Genomic DNA, 21,307 nt, shown 5'->3' on the forward strand with positions numbered 1-21,307 from the left:
CTGACGGGATAAATTTTATGGGCTAGACTGACCGTTCAACAGGCAGGTTCCCGCCCCGTTACGCGGACCATCAATAAAGAAAGCAGGACATGAGCAACCTTGTAAGCGTCTCCCTCGAAGACGGCATCCAGAAACTGACCATCAACCGGCCCGACAAGAAAAACGCCCTGACGCAGGACATGTATTCCGTTCTTGCGGACAGCCTGCACAAGGCGGACAGCGACCCTGCGATCCGGGTCACCGTCATCACCGGCACCCAGGACAGCTTTACCAGTGGCAACGACCTGATGGATTTCCTGCAAAACCCCGGACAGGACGATGACAAACCCGTGGTCCGCTTTCTGATCGCCCTTGCCACCATCAAGAAACCCCTCATCGCGGCGGTCAACGGGCTTGCCGTCGGGGTTGGAACGACCATGCTGCTGCATTGCGATCTGGTTTATGCGTCCGACGACGCCCGCCTCAGCCTGCCCTTCGTCAACCTTGCCCTTGTCCCGGAGGCCGCCTCCAGTTATCTGCTGCCCAAGATGTGCGGCCACCAGAAAGCCTCCGAGCTTCTGCTGCTGGGCGAGCCGTTCGATGCGAAAACCGCCGCGGATATTGGCATCGTTAACAAGGTTGTCGCCCCTGAAGACCTTCAGGAAACCGCCATGGACGCGGCCCGGAAACTGGCTGCCAAAGCCCCGGAGGCCATGCGCCTGTCCAAGGCCCTGTTGAAAGGGGATACGGAAAAGGTCGCAGCGGTCATGAAACAGGAGCTGGAGATTTTCTCCTCTCGCCTGACCTCTCCCGAAGCGCGGGAAGCCATGCAGGCCTTCATGGAAAAACGGCCCGCCGACTTTTCAAAATTTGCATGATGAATTCCGGCGAAGCGGGCCTCCTGCTTCGCCGCACCTTCCGGCCCCCAAGACATCCCGACCAAGTCTGAAAAGATAAAATTTTCCCCGTTTTTTGCGCCTTGTTTTTCAAATTTTTCATCAAGAAACAGTCAATTCTTCTGTTAATTTTTATCTAAATTAGCCTCACTTGGTAATTTTAAATTAAAACCTCTTTCGTACACTTCAGGAAAGTTCAATTCGTCGGCAGTTTCTGGCTGTCGCCAATCCTTTGTCCTGGAGAGAGCCTATGAAAGTCATCGCGGTTGCGTCTCAAAAAGGTGGTTCTGGTAAAACCACACTGGCCGGACATCTGGCCGTTCAAGCGGAAATGGCCGGTAAAGGCCCCGTTGCCCTTGTTGATACAGATCCGCAAGGAAGCCTTTCCGAATGGTGGAACGAACGGCAGGCCGAAACCCCGCTCTTTGCCCGTACCACCATCGACCGCCTGAAAGACGACACGGAACGCATGGCCCGCATGGGCATTGAACTGGTGATCATCGACACCCCCCCGGCCATTACAGAAACCATCGCCCGCGTTGTCGAGGTGGCGGACCTTCTGATCATCCCCACCCGCCCCAGCCCCCATGACCTGAGGGCCGTTGGAGCCACCGTGGAACTGGCGGAAGGGCTGGATACACCGCTGGTCTTTGTGGTCAACGGGGCAACCCCCCGCGCCCGCATCACCAGCGAGGCAGCCATTGCCCTGTCGCAACACGGCACGCTGGCCCCCGCCATCCTGCACCAGCGTGTGGATTTCGCGTCCAGCATGATTGACGGGCGCACGGTTATGGAACTGAGCGCCGCCTCAAAATCAGCCGAGGAAATCAGCAAGCTGTGGACCTACATCCAGGACCGCCTTGAGAAAAAACCGCAAGGCTTCTCGCTGTCCAGCGGCAACGCCCCGCGCAAGCAGGACCTGTCCGCTGCCAACATGCACCTGTCCTGACGCACGGCCCAGAATAAGGAAACACCATCATGAAAGCAGCATTTCTATCCAGCTCGCTGATCAGCGCCAAGGGCCGCGCCGCGCCTGCAACCCCGGTCATGTCACCAGAAAGTGTTCTGGCCCGCGCCGCCGGTCTTCGCAAGCCCGTCACCTCCCCGGCGCTTCAATCTCCGGTGCAAGGCGCAACACCTGTTGCCCGTGATCAGGGCCGCACCACGCGCCCTGTGGCAGCCTCCCGTCAGCCCGAAGCACCGCGCCCCGCCCCCGTATCGGAGCCAGCCGCGAAACCGGAGGCCCATGACAACAGGGAAGTGGAGCTTTTGGCCCGGAAGACCCGCAAACTGAAACGGGATACCCTTGGCCGGGTCCGCCTTGGCATTCGCATGACCCCGGAACAACATCTGCAATTGAAGGTGATTGCCGCCCATGCCCATATGTCGGTGCAAACCCTGATGGAACAGGCCCTGGACGAGTTTATTGACAATCATGGCGATGAACTGGCCCCGTCAGCCTGCGCCTGCGTCCGGGAAAAGAAGTTTCGTCTGTAACTGGGGTTAGTGACAATGCGCAATCGTTTGGACACCGACGAGGCAGATGAAGGCTTTGGCGCTGCCTCGCTGACCTCAATCTCTGTACGGAAATCCGCCAAAAGCGGCCTTACCCTTGATCGTCCTGCAAAATCAGGCGACATCACCGAGCGTCTTGCCGCCCTGTCGGCGGAACTGGATCAGGAACCCGCCCCGCTGAACGGTGAACGGCCCGCGGCACCTGTTCAGCCTGACGCACCGGCCACAATTGTGCCTGCCTCAAGGCCGCAGGCACCGTCTGCTACGGCACCAACTCCGGCCCCTGCTCTGGCGCCCACACCGGTGCGACCCCTCCGGCCCGCACCGCGCCCGCGCAATACCGGCTGGGGACAGCCCCGCCCGAAACCGGCCCCGGCCCCGGACATCCTCACTTACTGGATGAACCTGAGACAGGGAAAGCGGTATCCCACTTGGGAAGCCCTCAATGCAGAGGATATCGGGAGAAACTGGCCGAACTGTATTCTGGTCCATTGTAACCATGAGGCCGGGCGCCTGCAGGTCAAATACAATTTCAGCCATGCCATCCGCAAGGCCGCCTATGGCGACATTCCAGCGGAAAATATCATTGCCGATGTGGATTTCACGCCCATGGTGGTGGACTGGGTGCTGGGCTTTGCCCGGGATGTGTCCCAAAGCGGCAAACCGGCCCACGGAACCGATCACTTCCCGACCAGTCGCGGCGAGGCGCCCCTTCGGGTGATTGCCCTGCCGCTCAGTGACGACAGCCGCAGCATTGACCATGTGCTCTGCTATATCCAGAACCTGACCCCCTGAACAAAACCGGGGGGCAGCCAGGGGCAGGATCAGGACAAGGGGATGGCTCAGCCCAGCAGGACCGCCCGTTCCGCGTCGGTAAAGCCCACCACATAGCCCCGGCCCGTATCAAAAAGCGGCCGTTTCATCAGGGTTGGCTGCTCCAGCAGAAGGGGAAGCGCGCCCTCTCCTTCCAGTTGGGCCTTGGCCGCATCGTCCAGATTGCGATAGGTGGTCCCCCGCTTGTTGACCAGTTTCGACCGATCAATGGCGGACAGCCACTTTTCAACGGTTTCCGGGCTCAAGGGGTCTTTACGATAATCATGGAAGGTAAATTCCAGACCCTGCTCTTCCGCCCATTTCAGGGCTTTCCTGACTGTGTCGCAGTTGCGAATTCCGTAGATTTTGAGCATGGCGCCCTCCCCAAATGAAAACAGGACTACCGGATAGCAGCCCTGTTCCCGCATTTCAATGATTTGATGGTCCGCGCCAGACGTCAGGCGTCAGGCAGCGGCCTGCCCGGTTTCGGCGATCAGGCGCCCCATCTCCTCCTCGGCCTCGGTCAAACCGGCGGTTCGGGCCTCATCCCCCATATTCAGGCCTTCGGCAAAGATGAACTCCACATCCGTGATGCCGACAAAGCCCAGAATGGTCTTCATGAAGCTGGTCTGTGTATCCGCCGGGGTTCCCACATACTTGCCGCCGCGCGCCGCAATGACATAGGCCTTCTTGCCTTTCAGCAATCCTTCCGGTCCTGTTTCCGTATAACGGAAGGTCTCGCCCACCCGCGCCACATAATCGATCCATGCCTTCAGGGTTGAGGGGATGGAGAAATTATACATGGGCAATCCGATGACCAGAACATCATGATCCCGGAGTTCCGCGATCAACGCATCGGACAGTTCCTTGGCTGCGGTCTGGGCGGCGGTCCGCTCTGCATCGGGCAGGCCAAAACCGACCACGGCCTCGCCGGTCAGGTGCGGCACCGGGTTTTCCCCAAGATCGCGCAGGGTGACACTGCTGCCGGAAACGGTGGACAGATACTGGTCCACAAACCGCTGGCTAAGCTGGTTTGACTGACCGGCATCGCCGAGAATACTGCTTTTCAAGTGCAAAACTTTTACCATGGGTAACACCTTACATCCTACTTCGTGATTTGCTTCGTTGACCTCAGAATTAATATCAATCAGACTGATTTAAAAGCGCTATTATCTGATCGAAAGCATCAAGTAATTAGATAGGTCGAACCATGGCAACTCCCCGCGTCAGTCTGGAACAGTGGCGTATCCTGCATACCATCATCAGCGAAGGCGGTTTTGCACAGGCGGCGCGCAAACTGAACAAGAGCCAAAGCGCCGTCAGCTATGCCATCTCGAAGATGCAGGAGCAACTGGGCCTTGAAATCCTGACCATCAAGGGACGGAAGGCGGAACTGACCGATGCCGGGGAGCTACTGCTTCGCCGCTCCCGCCACCTTCTTGAGGAAGCCTCCTGTCTGGAAGCGGCGGCCCAATCCCTCTATCAGGGGTGGGAGCCGGAACTGACGCTGGCGGCGGAAATCCTGTTCCCCGTACCGCTGCTGATGAGGGCCCTTGACCAATTGGGGGCCGAGGCCCCGCACACCCGCGTCGAGATTGTGGAAAGTGTCATGTCCGGGACGGACGACATGATCACAAACCGCAAGGCCGATCTGGCCATCTGCGTGACCCCGCCGGCGGGTTTTTTCGGCGTTCCCCTGATGGAGGTGCAGTTCGATCTGGTTACCGCGCCCTCCCACCCGCTTGCCCAAGCGGGCGTGCCGGTGACCCCGCAAATGCTCAGCCGCCATCGCCAGATCATTGTGCGGGATTCCGGTATCAACAGACGCGACAATCAGGGCTGGCAGCGGGCCGAACAACGCTGGACCTTCAGTCACCAGTCATCCGCGACCGAGGCGCTGCTGAACGGCTATGGCTTTTCGTGGGCACCGCTGACCCTGCTGCAAGCCCCCTTGCGGGAGGGCCGTCTGGTACGCCTTGAAATGGAAACACCCAGCGAGCGGCGGGTGACGCTGCATCTGGTGAAGGTGCATGGCGACAGCACCGGCTCGGCCGCCCGGTGCCTGCACGATATTCTTCAATCGGTTGTGGAAGGCGCGCCTTAAAAAGTCACAACCGGCGCGGCTCCGGCGTCCTTTTCCCTCCAGTGGAGAAGGACCATGCCCCCATTTGCCGCCCGGATTATCCAGTATTTCAGGCTTCCCCTGCCCGAACAGGAACAGGACCCGAACCGCGCCCTGTTGCAACAGGCGGTTTTTGACGCCTTCCTGATGGTGTCCATTGCGGCGGAAAAGGCCATCCCGCTGGCCCCGGACGACATCACCATCATTATTCGCCTCAAGAACAGCCTGCACGCCGCTGCCATCCCCGCCGAGACAGAAGCGGCGTTCTGGTCTGCCTATGAACGGATCACGCGGGCCTTCAAGCCCATCTCAATTGCCAGTATCCGGGCCACATCCCCGCCCCTTGAAGGACAAAGCCGGACCGGCCGCCGGCGGTTCTGCCTGTGGCCGCGGGTGTCCCTCTCAACACGCTGCGCCAATACCTACAAGCTGCTGTCCCTTGTCACATTGCTGGCACTCATTCTGGTGCAGGTCTACTGGTATATTGGTTGGTCACTGACCTCGGATATCCGGGCGCAGCGCCAAACCATCGCTGCCTATGATAAAGAACGGGCGGGCATTGCCCTCAGCCTTGACGGCAACCCTCAGGAACAGAACAGGTTTTCACTGGAACAAAGGAATCGGGTTCAGACCCTCGACAGCCTGATCACGGAACATCAAAACTGGAAAATGGCCGCTGAAAACCACCTTCAGAACTGGAATCAGGTCTGGTCCAACATGGACCTGCTGACCTTGCAGCCGTGGCAGAATGACGATTACAGGAACTACCCGCCCGAGGTACAGCGCCGCATTCAGTTCGTGTCGGCGGAAAACACCCTGCAGGCCATTTCCGAATATGCCCTGCCCATCCTGTACGGCCTGATCGGGGCCTGTTTCTATATCCTTCGCCAGATCCCCAAGGAGATCGAGGCCCTGACCTTTTCCATGAATTCCTATATCGGGTACAGCCTTCGCATGGTTCAGGGGCCACTGGCCGGGATCATGACCAGTTACTTCTTCAGTTCCGATCCCATCGAACCCTCCGGGTTGGTCAGCTCGGGCCAGAACGGCCCTGCCCTTGAGCCCGGCCTGACCGCCCTCAGCCCGCTGGCGGTGGCCTTTCTGGCCGGATATAGCGTGGAGTTCGTTTTCCGATTCTTCGACAAGCTGCTGTTTTCATCGGACACACCGGGCCAGACGACCCAAAACTCCCCCAACACCCACCCACCGACGCCCGGGGCGGGAAATTCAACCAAACCGGATTAAGGGGGAAAGTGCCGGAAATCCGGGCGTTTCATAAAAACAAACCTAGATTTAGAATATTATTTTATTAGCGATTAACACTTTTATAATATTATGGTATAAATATGAGGTTGTCCAAGGTTGATCGGAGCTGTTGCTGCCTTATTCCAAGCCCCCCAAACAAAGGTATCAACAGCTTCGGTTACCCCTTCCCCCGGCTCCCTCCCTCAGGTCACCCTTCCGATCTTCCGCGCCTGTTTCTGCTGAAACCCCTTCTGGTAGTTTTTTAAAATTTCTCGCGACCTCCGGTTGTTTCCTTAACGAAAAAGTAAGGGTTGGGGATCACACTGCATCGCTTGGTGACAGTATTCAGGATGAGTGATTTCCGTGTATCGCAAACAGGTAAAACAAGGCGAAACAATCTTCGGCTATGAACAGCCGGGCGACAGCGCTTTTCTGGTTGAAAGCGGTCAGGTGCGCATTCTGGACAAGATCACCCAGAAAGACAGCTATCTTCTGGGGCCGGGCGACATGTTCGGTGAATATGGCGTCATCGCCGGTGCCAGCCATTATTCCGCCGCCGTCGCCGAGGAAGACTGCCTTCTTCTGGTGGTCAGTCGCGAGGAAATTGAAGAAAAAACCAATTCCGCTGACCCCATGATCAGCCTGTTCCTGAAATTCTTCATGGAACGCTGTCATGACCTGACAAAGCGGCATCATGGTGTGCCTGTCACCCCGCAAGACCAGCCGGCGCCCCTGCCCCATCGGCGGGATATCGCCCTGCGCTCCCACCGCGAGCAGCTTTTGAAGGAATTCCAGATCAAGGAAGAACTGGAACGCGCCCTTCTCAATGACGAAATGGTGCTGTATTTCCAGCCGATCATCTCGCTGCGCGGGGGTTTTACGGCCGGTTTCGAGGCCCTGCTACGCTGGCAGCATCCCACACGCGGCCTGCTGTCCCCCTATCATTTCATCGATATTGCGGAAACCACCAACATGATTGTCCCCATCGGGGACTGGGTGTTCCGCGAGGCCTGCAAACAGGCCCGCGATTTCAACCTGAAGACGGCAGAACTCGGCAAACCCGAAGTCTTTGTCAGCATCAATATTTCGGCCAACCAGTTTGCGGTTCCCAACATTTCCAGACGGTTCAAGGAAATCACCGAGGAGACCGGCGCCGATGTCTCGACCATTGAGCTGGAAATCACCGAAAGCGTTCTGATGGAAGATACCGCCCACGCCAAAAAAGTGCTGGGCGAGGTCAAGGAACTGGGATTTGATCTTGTGCTGGATGATTTTGGAACCGGCTATTCCAGCCTCAACTATCTGCACCAGTTCCCCATCGACAAGCTGAAGATCGACCGATCCTTCACCCACACGGTCCTCACCGACGAAAGCAGTCTGGAAATTGTCCGGGCCATTTCCGGCCTTGCCCACAACCTGAATATCGAGGTTGTCGCCGAAGGGATCGAGGAGCGGGAACAACTTTCCCTCTATCGGGATCTCGACTGTCACTTTGGACAGGGTTATCTGATTTCAAAACCGCTCAGCGTTCAGGATGTATACGGCATTCTGGGAACCCGGATGTCTATCTAGGCTCCCCGAACGGTTCGCTTCCGCCCCCTCGCCTAGAGGGGGTCGATATCCCCGCGTTCCTGCGCCGCATGAAAATCAAGCGCAAAATCGGCCATGGCGCCATTCTCGATCGCATCCCGCATACCGGCCATCAGGTCCTGGAAATAGGTCAGGTTATGGGCTGACAGCAATACCGCGCCCAGAATTTCCTTGGCCCGGAACAGGTGATGCAAATAGGCCCGTGAATAGGTCCGGCAGGCCGGACAGCGGCAATGCTCGTCCAGCGGACGGGGATCGTCCTGATGACGGGCGTTACGGATATTCACTGTCCCAAGACGGGTGAAGGCCTGTGCATTGCGGCCAGACCGGGTGGGCAGGACGCAATCGAACATGTCAATGCCGCGCATGACACCGCCGACAAGGTCGCTCGGCTTGCCAACCCCCATCAGGTAACGGGGTTTTTCCTGCGGCATGTTGGGGGTGGTGAATTCAAGGGTGCGGAACATTTCCTCCTGTCCCTCGCCCACGGCCAACCCGCCCACGGCATATCCCTCGAACCCGATATCGGTCAGGGCGTCAATGGATTCATGGCGCAAGTCTTCGTAGGTGGAACCCTGCACAATGCCGAACAGGCCGTATCCCGGCCGCGGCTCCCACGCATCGCGGGAGCGTTTTGCCCACCGCATGGAGCGGCGCATGCTGTCGGCGGCCATCTTGTGATCGGCCGGATAGGGCGTGCATTCATCAAAGGCCATGGTGATGGTGGCATCCAGATCATTCTGGATCTGCATGGAGCGTTCCGGCGTCAGGTCGAACCGCTTGCCATCGATATGGGATTTGAAGACAACCCCGTTTTCATCGATCTTGCGAAGCTCGTTCAGGGACATCACCTGAAACCCGCCGGAATCGGTCAGGATCGGCCGTTCCCAATTCATGAACTTGTGCAATCCACCAAGGCGCCGAACCCGTTCGGAACCGGGCCGCAGCATCAGGTGATAGGTATTGCCCAGCAGGATATCCGCACCGGTTTCGCGCACCATTTCCGGCGTCAGGCCCTTGACGGTTCCGGCGGTTCCGACCGGCATGAAGGCCGGGGTCCGAATGTCCCCGTGGGCCGTTGACAGGGTACCCCGCCGCGCAGCCCCGTCCCGGGCGTGAATATCAAATGTGAATACTTTTTCAGTCATGATGCGGGATATAGCAGCGAGCTGTCTCCATAGGAATAAAAACGGTATTTCTCGTCGATGGCGTGGCCATAGGCCTCTTTCATGCGATCAAAGCCGGAAAAGGCCGATACCAGCATGAACAGGGTCGATTTGGGCAGGTGGAAATTGGTCATCAGCAGGTCCACGGCCTTGAACCGGTATCCGGGCGTGATGAAGATATCCGTCTCGCCCTGAAACGGATGAACGATCCCGTAGTCATCGGCCGCACTTTCCAGCAGGCGAAGGCTGGTCGTCCCTACGGAAACCACGCGCCCGCCCTTTTTCCGGCAGGCATTGATAATCTCGGCGGCGTCGGGGCGGATCACGCCATATTCCGCGTGCATCTTGTGATCGTCCGTATCCTCGACCTTGACCGGCAGGAAGGTCCCGGCCCCCACATGCAGCGTGGTCGCCACCGTAACCACACCCTTGGCCTTGATCTGCTCCATCAGGGCCGGGGTGAAATGCAGGCCCGCCGTCGGGGCGGCTACGGCCCCTTCCTCGTTGGCGAAGATGGTCTGGTAATCTTTCTTGTCCTGCTCGTCCACCTGACGGATGGAACCGATATAGGGCGGCAGGGGAATTTCCCCATATTCCGACAGCTTCTGCATCAGGTCGGCCCCGGAAAAGTTGAAGGCCAGCGCCACTTCGCCGCCATCGAACTTGTCGGCCACCAACGCCTTGAAATCATCGCCAAAGCTGATTTCATCGCCGGGCTTCAGCTTCTTGGCCGGTTTGGCAAAGGCGTGCCAGGTATCCAGCGACACATTCTTGTGCAGGGTGACCTCGATCTTGGCGGTGCGGCGCATGCCCCGCAACCGGGCCGGGATCACACGGGTATCGTTGAACACAAGAACATCGCCCGCCTCAAGAAAGTCTGGCAGGTCGCCCACCGTATGATCGGACAGGCTGTCCCGCACCACGAGAAGTTTTGCGCTTTCCCGGGGACTGACAGGCCGGTCCGCGATCAGGGTTTCCGGCAGGACGAAATCAAAGCTATCAACACGCATGGAATATTTCTTTACCCCGGCTCATCCGGTCAAACAAAAAACGAACGACTTCCCGGACCGGAAAGCCGTTCGCTTCGAAACGGTCGGTCTTTACTGAACGTCAGCGGCCACTTTCAGGCTGACGATCTTGTCCGGATCGGCGACGCTGCCGTTCATCATGCCGTCACCTTTCTTGATATTGTGCACATGTTCCATGCCTTCAACAACCTGACCCCAGATGGAATACTGGCTGTCCAGATGCGGGGCCGGTGCGAACATGATGAAGAACTGGCTGTCGGCGCTGTCCGGATGGGCCGCACGGGCCATGGAGCAAGTTCCCTCAATATGAGCTTCACCGGAGAATTCCGCGCTCAAGTTCTGGCCGGACCCACCGGTTCCGTTGCCTTTCGGATCACCGGTCTGGGCCATGAAGCCGTCGATGACGCGGTGGAAGACAATCCCGTCATAGAAACCTTCACGGGCCAGTTCCTTGATGCGGGCAACGTGGTTCGGTGCCAGGTCGGGGCGCATCTCAATGACAACGCGGCCATCCTTCAGTTCAAGATACAGCGTGTTTTCGAGATCTGCAGACATAGTAATGCTCCTGTTCGCCCGCCGCGGCAGGCCTTGATATCAATTATTTTGCGGCCTTTATCTTGGCCACGCGCTCAACAATCTTTGTTGCGGTGGTTTTTGACACAAATGGCGTAATATCGCCACCCAGAAACGCAATTTCCTTAACCAGGCTGGATGCAATGAACTGATGCTGGTCAGAGGCCATCAGGAACACGGTTTCAATATCCGCATTCAGGCGGCGGTTCATGCCCACCATCTGGAATTCATACTCAAAGTCGGACACGGCGCGCAGGCCGCGAATGATGACACTGGCGTTGCATTCCTCGGCGAAATGCATCAGCAGGTTCTGGAACGGCCGCACCTCGAAGTTGGTGTCGGGGAATTCCTCGGTCATTTTCAGCGCCATCGCACAGCGTTCCTCAACACTGAACAGAGGGTTCTTCCCCGGGTTCATGGCAACGCCGATCACCAGTGTATCCACCAGTTTCGCCGCTCGCTTGATAATATCATAATGACCCAGCGTGATGGGGTCGAAAGTTCCAGGATATAGGCCGATACGCTCTGTAGGCATGATGAGGGGTCCTCTCTGATTATCTGCTATTTCTTGTTGCTAGCTTGTTATGGATTTTCCCCGGGTTGACGGCTCCCTCAGGAGCCATCATCCGGAATTTCACTGGATACTTCCGTTGTTTCTGTTGTTTCGGTTGCTTCGGTTTCGACGAGACCGTTTTCCAGATCATCCTCGTCATGCTCGTCATCCGACTTGTCCTCAAGCGCGGTGACAGAGACGACTTTCTCTCCTTCAGCAGTTTTAAACAGGGTTACCCCCTGGGTATTCCGACCGGCAATCCGAATATCCGCGATCGGTGTCCGGATCAGCTTGCCCCCATTGGTCACCAGCATGATCTGGTTATCCGGCAGGACTGGGAAGGTCGCAACCACCTGACCATTACGCTTGGACGTCTCAATATTGATGATGCCCTGACCACCGCGGTTGGTAACGCGATATTCGTAGGCGTTGGTCCGCTTGCCATACCCGTTTTCGGTGATCGACAGCAGGACTTCTTCAAGATCGAACAGTTCCTGATACCGTTCCGGGGTCATATCCCCGTAATCAGTCACATTACCGTCTTCATCCACGGAACGGCGGGCCTTCAGATAGGCTTCCCGTTCTTCTGTTTCCACATCCACATGACCCAGAACGGACATGCCGATCACCCGGTCACCGCTGGCCAGACGCATACCCCGGACACCGGATGAATCCCGGCCCTTGAACAGACGTACATCGGTGGACTGGAAGCGGATACATTTACCGCCATAGGCCGCCAGCAGAATGTCGGATTGTTCGGTACAGATGCCGACGCCGATCAACTGGTCATCGTCATCCAGACGCATGGCGATCTTGCCGTTTGATTTCACGTTGGAGAAGTCACTGAGGCGGTTGCGGCGCACGTTACCGTTGGCGGTCGCGAACATCACCTGCAATTCATTCCAGCTATCCTCTTCCTCCGGCAGCGGCATCAGGGTGGAGATGACCTCCCCTTCCTCAAGCGGCAACAGGTTGATGATGGCCTTGCCCAGACTTTGCGGAGAGCCAAGCGGCAGGCGATACACCTTCATCTTGTAAACCCGCCCGAAGGAGGAGAAGAACAGCACCGGTGTATGGGTGTTCACCACGAACACCTGCGTTACAAAATCCTCGTCGCGGGTCTGCATGCCGGAGCGGCCCTTGCCGCCGCGACGCTGCGGACGATAGGTGGACAGTGGCACCCGCTTGATATAGCCCTTGTGACTGACAGTCAGAACCATGTCTTCCTGCTGGATCAGGTCCTCGATGTCGTGCTCGAACTCGTTTTCCTCGATCAGGGTCCGGCGCGGTGTCGCGTATTTCTCTTTCATCTCCAGAAGTTCGGTCTGGATGATGTCGATCAGGCGCGGACGGCTGGACAGGATATCGAGATAATCGACGATCCGCTCGCCCAGCCCCTTCAATTCGTCGCCAATTTCATTCTGGCCAAGGGCTGTCAGGCGTTGCAGGCGCAAATCCAGAATGGCGCGAGCCTGGAATTCAGACAGGTGATAGGTGCCATCTTCGTTGATCGGGTATTCCGGGTCATCCACCAGACGGATCAGCGACTCAACGGACGTGGCCGGCCAGGCACGGGACATCAGTTCGGTGCGGGCGGTCAGCGGGTCCGGCGCGCTGCGGATCAACTGGATCACTTCGTCGATATTGGCCACGGCAATGGCCAGACCGATCAACACATGGGCCCGCTCCCGCGCCTTGCGAAGCAGGTATTTAGTCCGGCGGGTGACAACTTCTTCACGGAAATCAAGGAACGCTTCCAGAAGCTCTTTCAGGTTCATCAGTTCCGGCTTGCCCCGGTTCAGGGCCAGCATGTTCACGCCGAATGATGTCTGCAGCGAGGTGTAGCGGTACAACTGGTTGAGGACAATCTCGGCCACCGCATCGCGCTTGATCTCGATCACGACGCGAACACCATGACGGTCGGACTCATCGCGCAGATCGCCAATCCCTTCCACCTTCTTGGAGCGGACAAGGTCAGCGATTTGTTCGACCAGACGGGACTTGTTCACCTGATAGGGAATTTCCGTGACAATCAGGGCCTGACGGTCCTTGCGGATTTCCTCGACCTCGACCTTGGCCCGCATGATCACGGACCCGCGGCCTGTGGTCAGCCCACTGATCGAGCCGGAACGGCCCAGAATGACGCCCCCGGTGGGGAAGTCCGGTCCGGGAACGTAATCCAGCAGTTCTTCCTCGCCCATTTCAGGCTTGCCAAGAAGCGCCACGCTGGCATCGATCACCTCGCCAAGGTTATGGGGCGGGATATTGGTCGCCATACCAACCGCGATACCCCCGGCCCCGTTCACCAGAAGGTTCGGGTAGCGGGCGGGCAGAACCGTCGGCTCCTGCTCCGAATCGTCGTAGTTGTTGGCAAAATCAACGGTTTCCTTGTCGATATCATCGATCAGGCTTTCCGCGGCTTTTTCCAGACGGGCCTCGGTATACCGCATGGCGGCAGCCTTGTCGCCGTCCATGGAACCAAAGTTCCCCTGCCCTTCCACAAGCGGCAGACGCATGGAGAAATCCTGCGCCAGACGGACCATGGCATCGTAAATCGCGCTGTCACCATGCGGGTGGTAACGACCCATCACGTCACCGACGACGCGGGCGGATTTACGGAATTGCTTGTCCGACGTATAGCCGTTTTCGTACATGGCGTAGATGATACGCCTGTGTACCGGCTTCAACCCGTCCCGCGCATCTGGCAGCGCACGGGAAACGATCACACTCATGGCATAGTCCAGATAGGACTTGCGCATTTCCTCTTCGATCGTGACGGGAACTATGTCCTTCTCGGATGGTGGCAAGGTTACGTCGTTCAAGGCATACTTCCATGTTTGGGCGATGTTCCGGAAACGCCCCCGGGGAACATCGAAAACTCAACCATTATCAGGTCCCCCCGAATGGAGCGGAGGGTCCCTGACGTTCTACAAGATAAACGGCGCCTGTGCAACTGTTGCAGTCGCCAACACCGCGCCCCTTCAACCGCCGATGCCCAATCGGGATCAGCCCTGCTGCTCCGGGGCGTTCTTGTGGGCCGGTGCGGACTTGCCAAACCGCTGGTACAGGATGGCCAGACCGATCAGGCAGCCCCCCAATCCAAGGAACGAGACAGCCCGCAGCAACCCTTTCAAGGCGGCCATATCCAGCACGAACACCTTGGCCACGGTCAGCAGCACCAGCACAAACGCCGCCTTTTTGACAACCGTGTTATCCCTTACAATCCCCAGCAGCAGCGCAAGGCTGGCATACAGGATCCAGACCAGCGAATAGGTATAGAATTCCATCTCACTGGTATAGCCAAGGGTCAGGTCGTGCCCCCGGAAGGCATGGCGCACCTCGGTGGTCAGGTAAAACAGCACCAGCCCCCCTGCGGCCATCGCCAATATGCGGGCAAGACCCTGATGGCGCGGATCGGCGATCCGGCCGAACCACAGGAACATGCCCGCCGGCACCAGATAGAGCAGCATCAGCCAGTCAATCACGATCATGCTGCCCACACTGCCTGTATAGTTCAGGAACGGGTTCGCCAGCAGCAAGCCGAAACCGACCAGCAGGACAAGCCCAGCCACACCCAGAATGCGCCAGCCCCAATCCCGGACCACGGTCCGGTTCCGGCCGTTCAGCCAGTAAAGCCCCAAGGCGTTGGCCAGAAGCGAAGCCACATGAATGGACAGTTCTGCAAAACTGTACCCCATCAGCGTATAGGCCCCCTGCCCCGGTGCATCCTGAAGCACCCCGGCGAACTGGCGAACTGTCAGGGCCACAAAGGTCACCCAGAACAGCAGCACCCCGCTTTCCAGAAGTGTCACCACATAATCGGTCTTTTCCCGGCGGAACAGGTGCCATGCAAAGGCAAAGGCCAGAATGGGCACCCCGAAGCCATAGAAATACCATTCAACCGGCACACCCCAACTAAAGAAGGCACGCACCACCGCACTGTCCAGTTCCAGCCGGACAATAACAATCAGGATCAGAATACCGGCAAGATGACGGAACGCAGCCAGCGGCAAGCGGCTATGAATAACCGCAATCGCCGCCACCTGCAGGGCGAAGGCGATGGTCAGCCATTCCTTTTCAAGGGCTGCCGCCAGGGCCAGCGACAGGCCGGACGTGGCGCCAATGGCAAAGACGGCGACCACGGATTGCACGACACGTCCGTCATGCCCCCGCAGGATAAAGGACGCGGCGGCCACATAGCCGGCCGCAAGAATAAGCGCGATCAGCGCCCATTCCGGTGCGGTCCCCATGCGATTGAAATGCCAATAGGCAACACAGAACAGCAGAATGGGACCGGCAACCGCCTCGGCCGCCCCAAGGACAGGCAGAATGCCGCTCTGGACCCGCCACAACCCATAGGCCCCATAAAACACACCCAGAAGCAGCGCCGTTGTCACATAACGCATGGTGTCCTGTTCCTGATAATCAACGGGCCACAATCCCATGAACAGCAACCCGGCCACAAGCGACACCACCACCATCAATTCCAGACGCGGCTCCCGCCATGCCAGAAGCGCTGCCATCACCGGCACGGCATAGACAAGCAGGCTGGCCAGCGGGGCGTGATCGCCGTGCACCGCCAGCATGACACCGGCAGCGGCCACACCCACAAAGGCCAGATGCAGGATAAAGGACGCCGACAGCGGACGGGTTACAAGACGCAGCGCATCCATCGGTCCGGCATAATCGTCCTGCTGCATATGGTTCAGGAAGAAGAAGACAAAGAGCCCCATGACGGCAAGGCCATAAAGTTCCACAACCATGAGATCGGCGGCCCCTGTCAGTTCAGCACTGTACCAAAGCAGGAACCACACGGCACTGGCCCCCAGATTGGCCAGACCGCCCCACATCCACGGGCGATAGCGCAGCAGCCACAGACTGCCCGCCAGAACCGCTGTCAGATACAGGAACAGAAGCTCGGTTGACGGGTCCCGCGATCCGACCAGAAGCGGCACGATATAGGCACCCAGCATGGCCAGACCCGCCATCCACGGCCCCAGCAACAGGGAATAGGCCAGCCCGGCGGCAGATGTCAGCGCCATCAGGATCAGGGTCACAACCGGCGGATACAGGCCGTAAAAACCGAACCCGGCATAAATCGCCCCATAAACGGTCAGCAGTCCCGCCCCGACAAGGGCCAGCGGCACCCGGCCCCACGCTGCGGGATTATCCCCCCGCACCGGTTGGCGACGCGCCCATTCCCCGGCACCCACCATGGCAACACCGGCGACCAGACCGGCAATAATGCGCGCCCACGGCCCCAGAAACCCGTTATCGATGGAGTATTTAACAATAAAGACACCGCCAAGGGCCAGCGCAATTCCGCCCAGCCAAACCAGCCAGTTTTCGGCAAAAGACGCGTCCCAACGGGATTGCTTGGCTGCCGGTGCGGTGGCCTCACGGGCCGCGATACGCTCTGGTTCACGATCCGGTGCGGCACTGTCTTCCGCCGCGCCCTTGCCCGCTGCAGCCTCTTCCGCATCGGTTGCGGCCTCTGCCTCCGCCTCAGGCTCCGCCGCTTTCACTTCAGGCTTGGGTTGTGGTTGTGGCTCTGGCGCCGGTTCGACCGGCACGGTTTCCACAATACTGTCCGGCGGGGCCTGATCCGCGGCCTTGGCCTTTGCGGCCGCGCCCCCGTCCCGAAGATGCTGGACAACATAATCCTCCAGCACATCAAAGCGTAGCTCCAGTTCCTTCAACCGGCGGCTCTGCCGAACCGCACGGACAATCCCCCATCCGATCAACCAGAACACGGCCAATGGAATGACAACCAGGGCAAAAAACTCTTCCATCGAAATCCTCGACGTTATTCAGATACGGGGTGGGACGAAACTGTCAGAATGACGGGCAATTATTGGTTGATTTTCAACGAATGCCAAGTGGCATTTTTTTGGCCTTTGCCGCGCCGGCGCCATATTATGTGTGTGCCGGACAAAAAAAATCCCGGCACAGAGCCGGGATCAAGGTATGGGATATTCGCTCCCCCGTTCAGAGGCAGGCACTGTCCAGAGCCAGATGCGCCCCTGTCTTGTCCTCGGTTGTCGGAGCTTTCCTCACCACGCGGCTCGTCACCATCCGACCATAGAGCCGCGCAATGATCCCGCTGGCGGTTTTCTCAAACAAAAACGGAAAGACCGCGTGCAAAAACGCACACAGGGTTGCCAGAAAAAGCCATCCCCCAAAACCGGAAGACATCCGCATATGCTCCACATAGGTCTCGTTGACCGTATTCGGATGTTCCGTAAATAGCGCTTTCAGGCTCATACCCTGTTTCCCGTCCTGTCTGGTTCTTAAAAATGCTACGTCAGCGTGACGGGCATATTCTATTCAGGTTCTGATGGATTATTTTCCCAAAATTCACGCCCGATCCGAAATAAATGAAACACGCGTTTCAAAATTTTACAGGATACCGGAATTCTATACCGATCCGCACGGTGTGGGGTGTGATCCTGCTCAGCTTCGCCAGAATCTTGGCGTCAGGAAGACCAGCAGGGTGAAAATTTCCAGACGGCCCAAAATCATCTCGAAGGCCAGCGCCCATTTCACGAAACTGGTCAGGCTGCCATAATTACCGGACGGGCCGATAATCGGGCCAATCCCCGCCCCTTCGTTGGCAAGGGCAGCGGCCGATCCGCTCAGGCTGGTCATCAGGTCAAGGCCACTTAACGCCAGAATGAATGCAAAGAACAGGAAGGTGACCATATAGATGAACATGAAACCGGCCACACTGCCGAACACCTCGCCGCTGATGACCTTGCCCTCGTATTTCGCGGTAAACACCCCGCTTGGAAAAACACTGCGGGAAATAATCTGGCGGATCATCTTGCCGCTGACCACAAACCGCATGACCTTGATCCCGCCGCTGGTGGAACCGGTACACCCCCCAGTCATGATCAGCAGGAAGAAAAACAGCGCCGAAAATCCGCTCCAGCCGGAATAATCCTCGATCGCGAAACCGGATGTGGTGACAACCGACACCACACTGAACGCGGCCAGAAGGGACGCATCGGCGACACTTTCCTGCCGCTCCATCACTAGCCAGATGGCAACCGACGCGATCACGATCAGCAGCCCAGCCCCATACACCCATAACTGTTCGCTGGCGAACTGGCCCTTGCGGACGGCCCGGATATACCAGATGAACGGAACACTGCCCGCGAACATGAAGACGACACAGCTCCACTTGACGAAGTCGCTGTCAAAATAGCCAAAGGACTGATCGTGGGTCGAAAAGCCCCCGGTGGAAACGGTCGCAAAGGTATGGGCCACCGCATCAAACAAGGACATCCCCCCGATCAGGAAGGCCGCAATACAGAGGATCGTCATGGCCAGATAAACCCAGATGGTGACCGACGCCAGTTTTGCGGCCGAAGGCAGTTCGTCGTCGGTGCGTTCGGAACTTTCGGTCTGGAAAAGCTGCATTCCGCCAATTTTCAGGAACGGCAGGATGGCAATGGCCATGACCACAATGCCGATCCCGCCCAGCCATTGCAGGAACGCCCGCCACATCAGGATACTGTGCGGCATGTCATCCAGATTGGACAGCACCGTTGCCCCCGTTGTGGTGATGCCGGACGCGGCCTCGAACACCGCATCGGTCAGGGGGATACCCCACAGCCAGAACGGCAGGGTTGCCGCCGCCGTCAGGGTCACCCAGACCGAAACCGTCAGAATGAATAATTGTTTTCGGCTGAAGGACATCTCGGCGCCGCGACTGACCAGAATAAAGCCAATCCCGAAGAACATGATACAGGCGAACGCCTCCAGAAACGGCGCTTCCGCCCCTTCGTTCAGCATTTCTATCAGGATCAGGGGCAATCCTATAATGGTCAGGACTGAACCGTTCACGAACAAGATGGGTCTCATACCCGAACCACTCGAATTATTGATCTTCCTTCACCGACGACCGGAAAAAACAAGGAAAATCAATCAGCAAGAACGATCCTGTCCCTGATATGACCGGGTGCCAGAACCAATTTGTATGCGCCTTATGCTTATAAACGTCAAACCAATTCTTCTTTTTCCCTGCCTGCCAGAAACCCACCGAAGTCCCGTAACCAGAAACATATTGACACTTCAAGGTACCATGCCGAAACATATGTTTCGTAGATTGCCCCGAAAACGCACAAAGAAGGTATCTGTCGTGGACAAGATCGATCGCAAGATTCTGAAACTTCTGCAAGAAGACAGCCGCATCCCGGTCACTGAACTGGCGGAACAGGCGGGATGCTCCCGTACGGCCTGCTGGCGGCGCATCAAATCCATGGAGGAAACGGGCCTCATCCGCAAACAGGTCGTTCTGGCGGATCGCGAAAAACTGGGAGTCCCGGTGACGGTCTTTGTCAATATCAAGACCCGCGAGCATGAACCCGGCTGGCTTGAGAAATTCGCCAGAACCGTGGATCAGTTCCCCGAGATCATGGAATTTTATCGCATGAGCGGAGATGTGGATTACCTGCTGAAAGTGGTGGTGCCGGACATTGCATCCTATGACAATTTCTATCGCCGCCTGATCCAGTCCATCAGCCTGTCGGATGTCAGCTCCAACTTCGCCATGGAAGAAATAAAATTCACAACCGCCCTGCCCGTCTGACATTTTCAGGAGACTGACCAAACCTCGTAAATCACACAAAGAAAATAAGACAAAATTCTGATTTAAAACAACTTTCATATTTTTACATCAAAGGCAAAAACTCCAATTGATTGGCGCCCACCAATGACGTAATTTGGTGCAAAATCAAATCCTTGAGGGAGGTCCCTTTACAATGCTGAAATTCAATCTTGGTGCCATGACGCGCCGTTCCCTGTTTGGCGCACTTGCAGGCGCTGTTCTGGCCTCCGGTTTTGCCGGTGCTGCACAGGCAGACGACAAGATCACCATCGGGGCCCTGCGCTTCACGTCCCACGCGCCGTCCTTCATCGCCTATGAAAAAGGTTACTTCAAGGAAGAAGGTCTGGATGTTGAACTGAAATTCTTCCAGGCCGCCCAGCCCGTCGCGGTTGCCATTGCGTCCGGCGATATCGATTTTGGCGTCACTGCCATGACCGGCGGCTTCTTCAGCCTTGCCGACAAGGGTGCCGTCAAGGTCATCGGCGGAATGATGGCCGAAAAGCAGGGTTTTCCCGGTAACGTCATTCTGGCATCCAACGCGGCCTATGACGCAGGCCTGACAACCCCGGCGGACCTCAAGGGCAAAAGCTGGGCCATGACCCAGCAGGGGTCCTCCTTCCACTATATGGCCGGTCTGATTGCCGAAAAGAACGGCTTCACCACCGCGGACATGCAACTGAAAGCCCTGCAGAAGGTTGGCGCCATGATCGGTGCCCTGAAATCCGGGCAGGTTGATGCCATGGCCATCGTGCCGCACATTGCTGCCGGTCTGGTCAAGGGCGGCGCTGCCAAGGAAATCGGCCGGGTGCAGAACCTCGGTGACTATCAGGTGACAACCATCTTCACCTCGACCCGCAACACCGAAGAAAAGCAGGACATGGTCAAACGCTTCATGCGCGCCTATTCCAAGGGGATTGCCGACTATCTTGCCGTCATGGGCGACCAGAAGAAAGACCCGGCTGCAACAGAAGCCATGGTCGACCTGATCCACAAATATGTCTACACAGACCGTCCGCGGGAAAAAGCCGCGCCGTCCATCAAGGCCGGTGCCGTTTACCTGAGCGAGGGCGCAGCCCTGAACACCAAGGACATTGCCGCACAATTGGCATGGTTCCAGAAAAACAATCTGGCACCGGCCAGCCTGACACTGGAAAAGCTGGTTGACACAAATTTTGCCGATACAACCAACTGATCCGGCAGTATCATAGGGTAGAGA

Annotated in this window: 19 protein-coding genes; 9 read left to right on the forward strand and 10 right to left on the reverse strand. The window is 57.6% G+C overall.

Going from position 1 to position 21,307, the window contains the following annotated elements; genetic code table 11:
• Window positions 1-89 precede the first annotated feature (89 nt).
• The 4 genes from FQB27_RS13030 to FQB27_RS13045 all read left to right on the forward strand — a co-directional run bounded on the left by FQB27_RS13030 (window position 90) and on the right by FQB27_RS13045 (window position 3,185).
• Window positions 90-857 (forward strand): enoyl-CoA hydratase, encoded by a 768-nt coding sequence (locus FQB27_RS13030; RefSeq protein WP_169561498.1) that lies wholly within the window; start codon window positions 90-92, stop codon window positions 855-857.
• Window positions 858-1,125: 268 nt separating this feature from the next.
• On the forward strand, window positions 1,126-1,824 hold the full coding sequence (locus FQB27_RS13035; protein ID WP_169561499.1) for a ParA family protein: 699 nt from the start codon (window positions 1,126-1,128) through the stop codon (window positions 1,822-1,824).
• Between the two features lie 29 nt (window positions 1,825-1,853).
• The gene (locus tag FQB27_RS13040) at window positions 1,854-2,372 is read left to right on the forward strand and encodes a hypothetical protein (RefSeq protein WP_169561500.1); all 519 of its coding nucleotides are present in this window, start codon (window positions 1,854-1,856) and stop codon (window positions 2,370-2,372) included.
• A 15-nt stretch (window positions 2,373-2,387) separates the two neighbouring features.
• Entirely contained in the window at window positions 2,388-3,185 is a 798-nt protein-coding gene (locus FQB27_RS13045; protein ID WP_169561501.1) for a hypothetical protein, read from the forward strand.
• A 47-nt stretch (window positions 3,186-3,232) separates the two neighbouring features.
• Here the strand turns inward: FQB27_RS13045 and FQB27_RS13050 are convergent, their stop codons facing one another.
• Both FQB27_RS13050 and FQB27_RS13055 read right to left on the reverse strand, forming a co-directional pair.
• Window positions 3,233-3,577, reverse strand: a complete 345-nt coding sequence (locus FQB27_RS13050) for an arsenate reductase (RefSeq protein ID WP_169561502.1) — start codon at window positions 3,575-3,577, stop codon at window positions 3,233-3,235.
• A 90-nt stretch (window positions 3,578-3,667) separates the two neighbouring features.
• Window positions 3,668-4,291, reverse strand: coding sequence for an FMN-dependent NADH-azoreductase (locus FQB27_RS13055; RefSeq protein WP_169561503.1), 624 nt, complete (start codon window positions 4,289-4,291; stop codon window positions 3,668-3,670).
• A gap of 122 nt (window positions 4,292-4,413) precedes the next feature.
• On the opposite strand from FQB27_RS13055, the gene FQB27_RS13060 reads away from it, so the two are divergent.
• The 3 genes from FQB27_RS13060 to FQB27_RS13070 all read left to right on the forward strand — a co-directional run bounded on the left by FQB27_RS13060 (window position 4,414) and on the right by FQB27_RS13070 (window position 8,142).
• Window positions 4,414-5,307, forward strand: coding sequence for a LysR family transcriptional regulator (locus FQB27_RS13060; RefSeq protein WP_169561504.1), 894 nt, complete (start codon window positions 4,414-4,416; stop codon window positions 5,305-5,307).
• A 54-nt stretch (window positions 5,308-5,361) separates the two neighbouring features.
• Window positions 5,362-6,570, forward strand: a complete 1,209-nt coding sequence (locus FQB27_RS13065) for a hypothetical protein (RefSeq protein ID WP_169561505.1) — start codon at window positions 5,362-5,364, stop codon at window positions 6,568-6,570.
• Between the two features lie 363 nt (window positions 6,571-6,933).
• The gene (locus FQB27_RS13070; RefSeq protein WP_169561506.1) at window positions 6,934-8,142 is read left to right on the forward strand and encodes an EAL domain-containing protein; all 1,209 of its coding nucleotides are present in this window, start codon (window positions 6,934-6,936) and stop codon (window positions 8,140-8,142) included.
• Between the two features lie 32 nt (window positions 8,143-8,174).
• On the opposite strand, the gene tgt is transcribed toward FQB27_RS13070, so the two are convergent.
• The 8 genes from tgt to FQB27_RS13110 form a co-directional block, all read right to left on the reverse strand.
• On the reverse strand, window positions 8,175-9,308 hold the full coding sequence (gene tgt / locus FQB27_RS13075) for a tRNA guanosine(34) transglycosylase Tgt (protein ID WP_169561507.1): 1,134 nt from the start codon (window positions 9,306-9,308) through the stop codon (window positions 8,175-8,177).
• The gene (gene queA / locus FQB27_RS13080; RefSeq protein WP_169561508.1) at window positions 9,305-10,336 is read right to left on the reverse strand and encodes a tRNA preQ1(34) S-adenosylmethionine ribosyltransferase-isomerase QueA; all 1,032 of its coding nucleotides are present in this window, start codon (window positions 10,334-10,336) and stop codon (window positions 9,305-9,307) included. The genes tgt and queA overlap by 4 nt, the downstream gene beginning before the upstream one ends.
• Window positions 10,337-10,426: 90 nt before the next feature.
• Window positions 10,427-10,909 (reverse strand): peptidylprolyl isomerase, encoded by a 483-nt coding sequence (locus FQB27_RS13085; protein ID WP_169561509.1) that lies wholly within the window; start codon window positions 10,907-10,909, stop codon window positions 10,427-10,429.
• Window positions 10,910-10,952: 43 nt separating this feature from the next.
• Window positions 10,953-11,462 carry a pantetheine-phosphate adenylyltransferase gene (gene coaD, locus FQB27_RS13090; protein ID WP_169561510.1) on the reverse strand — a complete coding sequence of 170 codons (510 nt, stop codon included), beginning with the start codon at window positions 11,460-11,462 and terminating at the stop codon, window positions 10,953-10,955.
• Between the two features lie 77 nt (window positions 11,463-11,539).
• Complete coding sequence (gyrA, locus tag FQB27_RS13095; RefSeq protein WP_169561511.1) at window positions 11,540-14,302, reverse strand: DNA gyrase subunit A; 2,763 nt, start codon at window positions 14,300-14,302, stop codon at window positions 11,540-11,542.
• A gap of 183 nt (window positions 14,303-14,485) precedes the next feature.
• The gene (locus tag FQB27_RS13100) at window positions 14,486-17,272 is read right to left on the reverse strand and encodes a DUF2339 domain-containing protein (RefSeq protein WP_169561512.1); all 2,787 of its coding nucleotides are present in this window, start codon (window positions 17,270-17,272) and stop codon (window positions 14,486-14,488) included.
• Window positions 17,273-17,468: 196 nt separating this feature from the next.
• Window positions 17,469-17,744: a DUF6356 family protein gene (locus FQB27_RS13105; RefSeq protein ID WP_206374652.1), complete on the reverse strand. Its 276-nt coding sequence runs from the start codon at window positions 17,742-17,744 to the stop codon at window positions 17,469-17,471.
• Window positions 17,745-17,933: 189 nt separating this feature from the next.
• Window positions 17,934-19,346, reverse strand: coding sequence for a TrkH family potassium uptake protein (locus FQB27_RS13110; RefSeq protein ID WP_169561513.1), 1,413 nt, complete (start codon window positions 19,344-19,346; stop codon window positions 17,934-17,936).
• A 277-nt stretch (window positions 19,347-19,623) separates the two neighbouring features.
• Here FQB27_RS13110 and FQB27_RS13115 point away from each other — a divergent pair, with 277 nt between their 5' ends.
• Both FQB27_RS13115 and FQB27_RS13120 read left to right on the forward strand, forming a co-directional pair.
• Entirely contained in the window at window positions 19,624-20,073 is a 450-nt protein-coding gene (locus FQB27_RS13115) for an Lrp/AsnC family transcriptional regulator (protein ID WP_169561514.1), read from the forward strand.
• Window positions 20,074-20,245: 172 nt separating this feature from the next.
• Complete coding sequence (locus FQB27_RS13120) at window positions 20,246-21,283, forward strand: ABC transporter substrate-binding protein (RefSeq protein WP_206374656.1); 1,038 nt, start codon at window positions 20,246-20,248, stop codon at window positions 21,281-21,283.
• Window positions 21,284-21,307: the final 24 nt, after the last annotated feature.

The sequence above is a fragment of the Sneathiella chinensis genome (genome assembly GCF_012720115.1).
GTDB classification, from domain to species: Bacteria; Pseudomonadota; Alphaproteobacteria; order Sneathiellales; family Sneathiellaceae; genus Sneathiella; species Sneathiella chinensis.

What these genes read in the sequence shown, in the direction of transcription:
- FQB27_RS13045 (WP_169561501.1), top strand. Translation starts at nt 2,388, where the DNA reads ATGCGCAATCGTTTGGACACCGACGAGGCAGATGAAGGCTTTGGCGCT.
- FQB27_RS13030 (WP_169561498.1), top strand. Translation starts at nt 90, where the DNA reads ATGAGCAACCTTGTAAGCGTCTCCCTCGAAGACGGCATCCAGAAACTG.
- FQB27_RS13110 (WP_169561513.1), bottom strand. Translation starts at nt 19,346, where the DNA reads ATGAGACCCATCTTGTTCGTGAACGGTTCAGTCCTGACCATTATAGGA.
- FQB27_RS13120 (WP_206374656.1), top strand. Translation starts at nt 20,246, where the DNA reads ATGCTGAAATTCAATCTTGGTGCCATGACGCGCCGTTCCCTGTTTGGC.
- FQB27_RS13050 (WP_169561502.1), bottom strand. Translation starts at nt 3,577, where the DNA reads ATGCTCAAAATCTACGGAATTCGCAACTGCGACACAGTCAGGAAAGCC.
- FQB27_RS13035 (WP_169561499.1), top strand. Translation starts at nt 1,126, where the DNA reads ATGAAAGTCATCGCGGTTGCGTCTCAAAAAGGTGGTTCTGGTAAAACC.
- queA (WP_169561508.1), bottom strand. Translation starts at nt 10,336, where the DNA reads ATGCGTGTTGATAGCTTTGATTTCGTCCTGCCGGAAACCCTGATCGCG.
- FQB27_RS13055 (WP_169561503.1), bottom strand. Translation starts at nt 4,291, where the DNA reads ATGGTAAAAGTTTTGCACTTGAAAAGCAGTATTCTCGGCGATGCCGGT.
- tgt (WP_169561507.1), bottom strand. Translation starts at nt 9,308, where the DNA reads ATGACTGAAAAAGTATTCACATTTGATATTCACGCCCGGGACGGGGCT.
- FQB27_RS13040 (WP_169561500.1), top strand. Translation starts at nt 1,854, where the DNA reads ATGAAAGCAGCATTTCTATCCAGCTCGCTGATCAGCGCCAAGGGCCGC.
- FQB27_RS13065 (WP_169561505.1), top strand. Translation starts at nt 5,362, where the DNA reads ATGCCCCCATTTGCCGCCCGGATTATCCAGTATTTCAGGCTTCCCCTG.
- FQB27_RS13060 (WP_169561504.1), top strand. Translation starts at nt 4,414, where the DNA reads ATGGCAACTCCCCGCGTCAGTCTGGAACAGTGGCGTATCCTGCATACC.
- FQB27_RS13100 (WP_169561512.1), bottom strand. Translation starts at nt 17,272, where the DNA reads ATGGAAGAGTTTTTTGCCCTGGTTGTCATTCCATTGGCCGTGTTCTGG.
- coaD (WP_169561510.1), bottom strand. Translation starts at nt 11,462, where the DNA reads ATGCCTACAGAGCGTATCGGCCTATATCCTGGAACTTTCGACCCCATC.
- FQB27_RS13105 (WP_206374652.1), bottom strand. Translation starts at nt 17,744, where the DNA reads ATGAGCCTGAAAGCGCTATTTACGGAACATCCGAATACGGTCAACGAG.
- FQB27_RS13085 (WP_169561509.1), bottom strand. Translation starts at nt 10,909, where the DNA reads ATGTCTGCAGATCTCGAAAACACGCTGTATCTTGAACTGAAGGATGGC.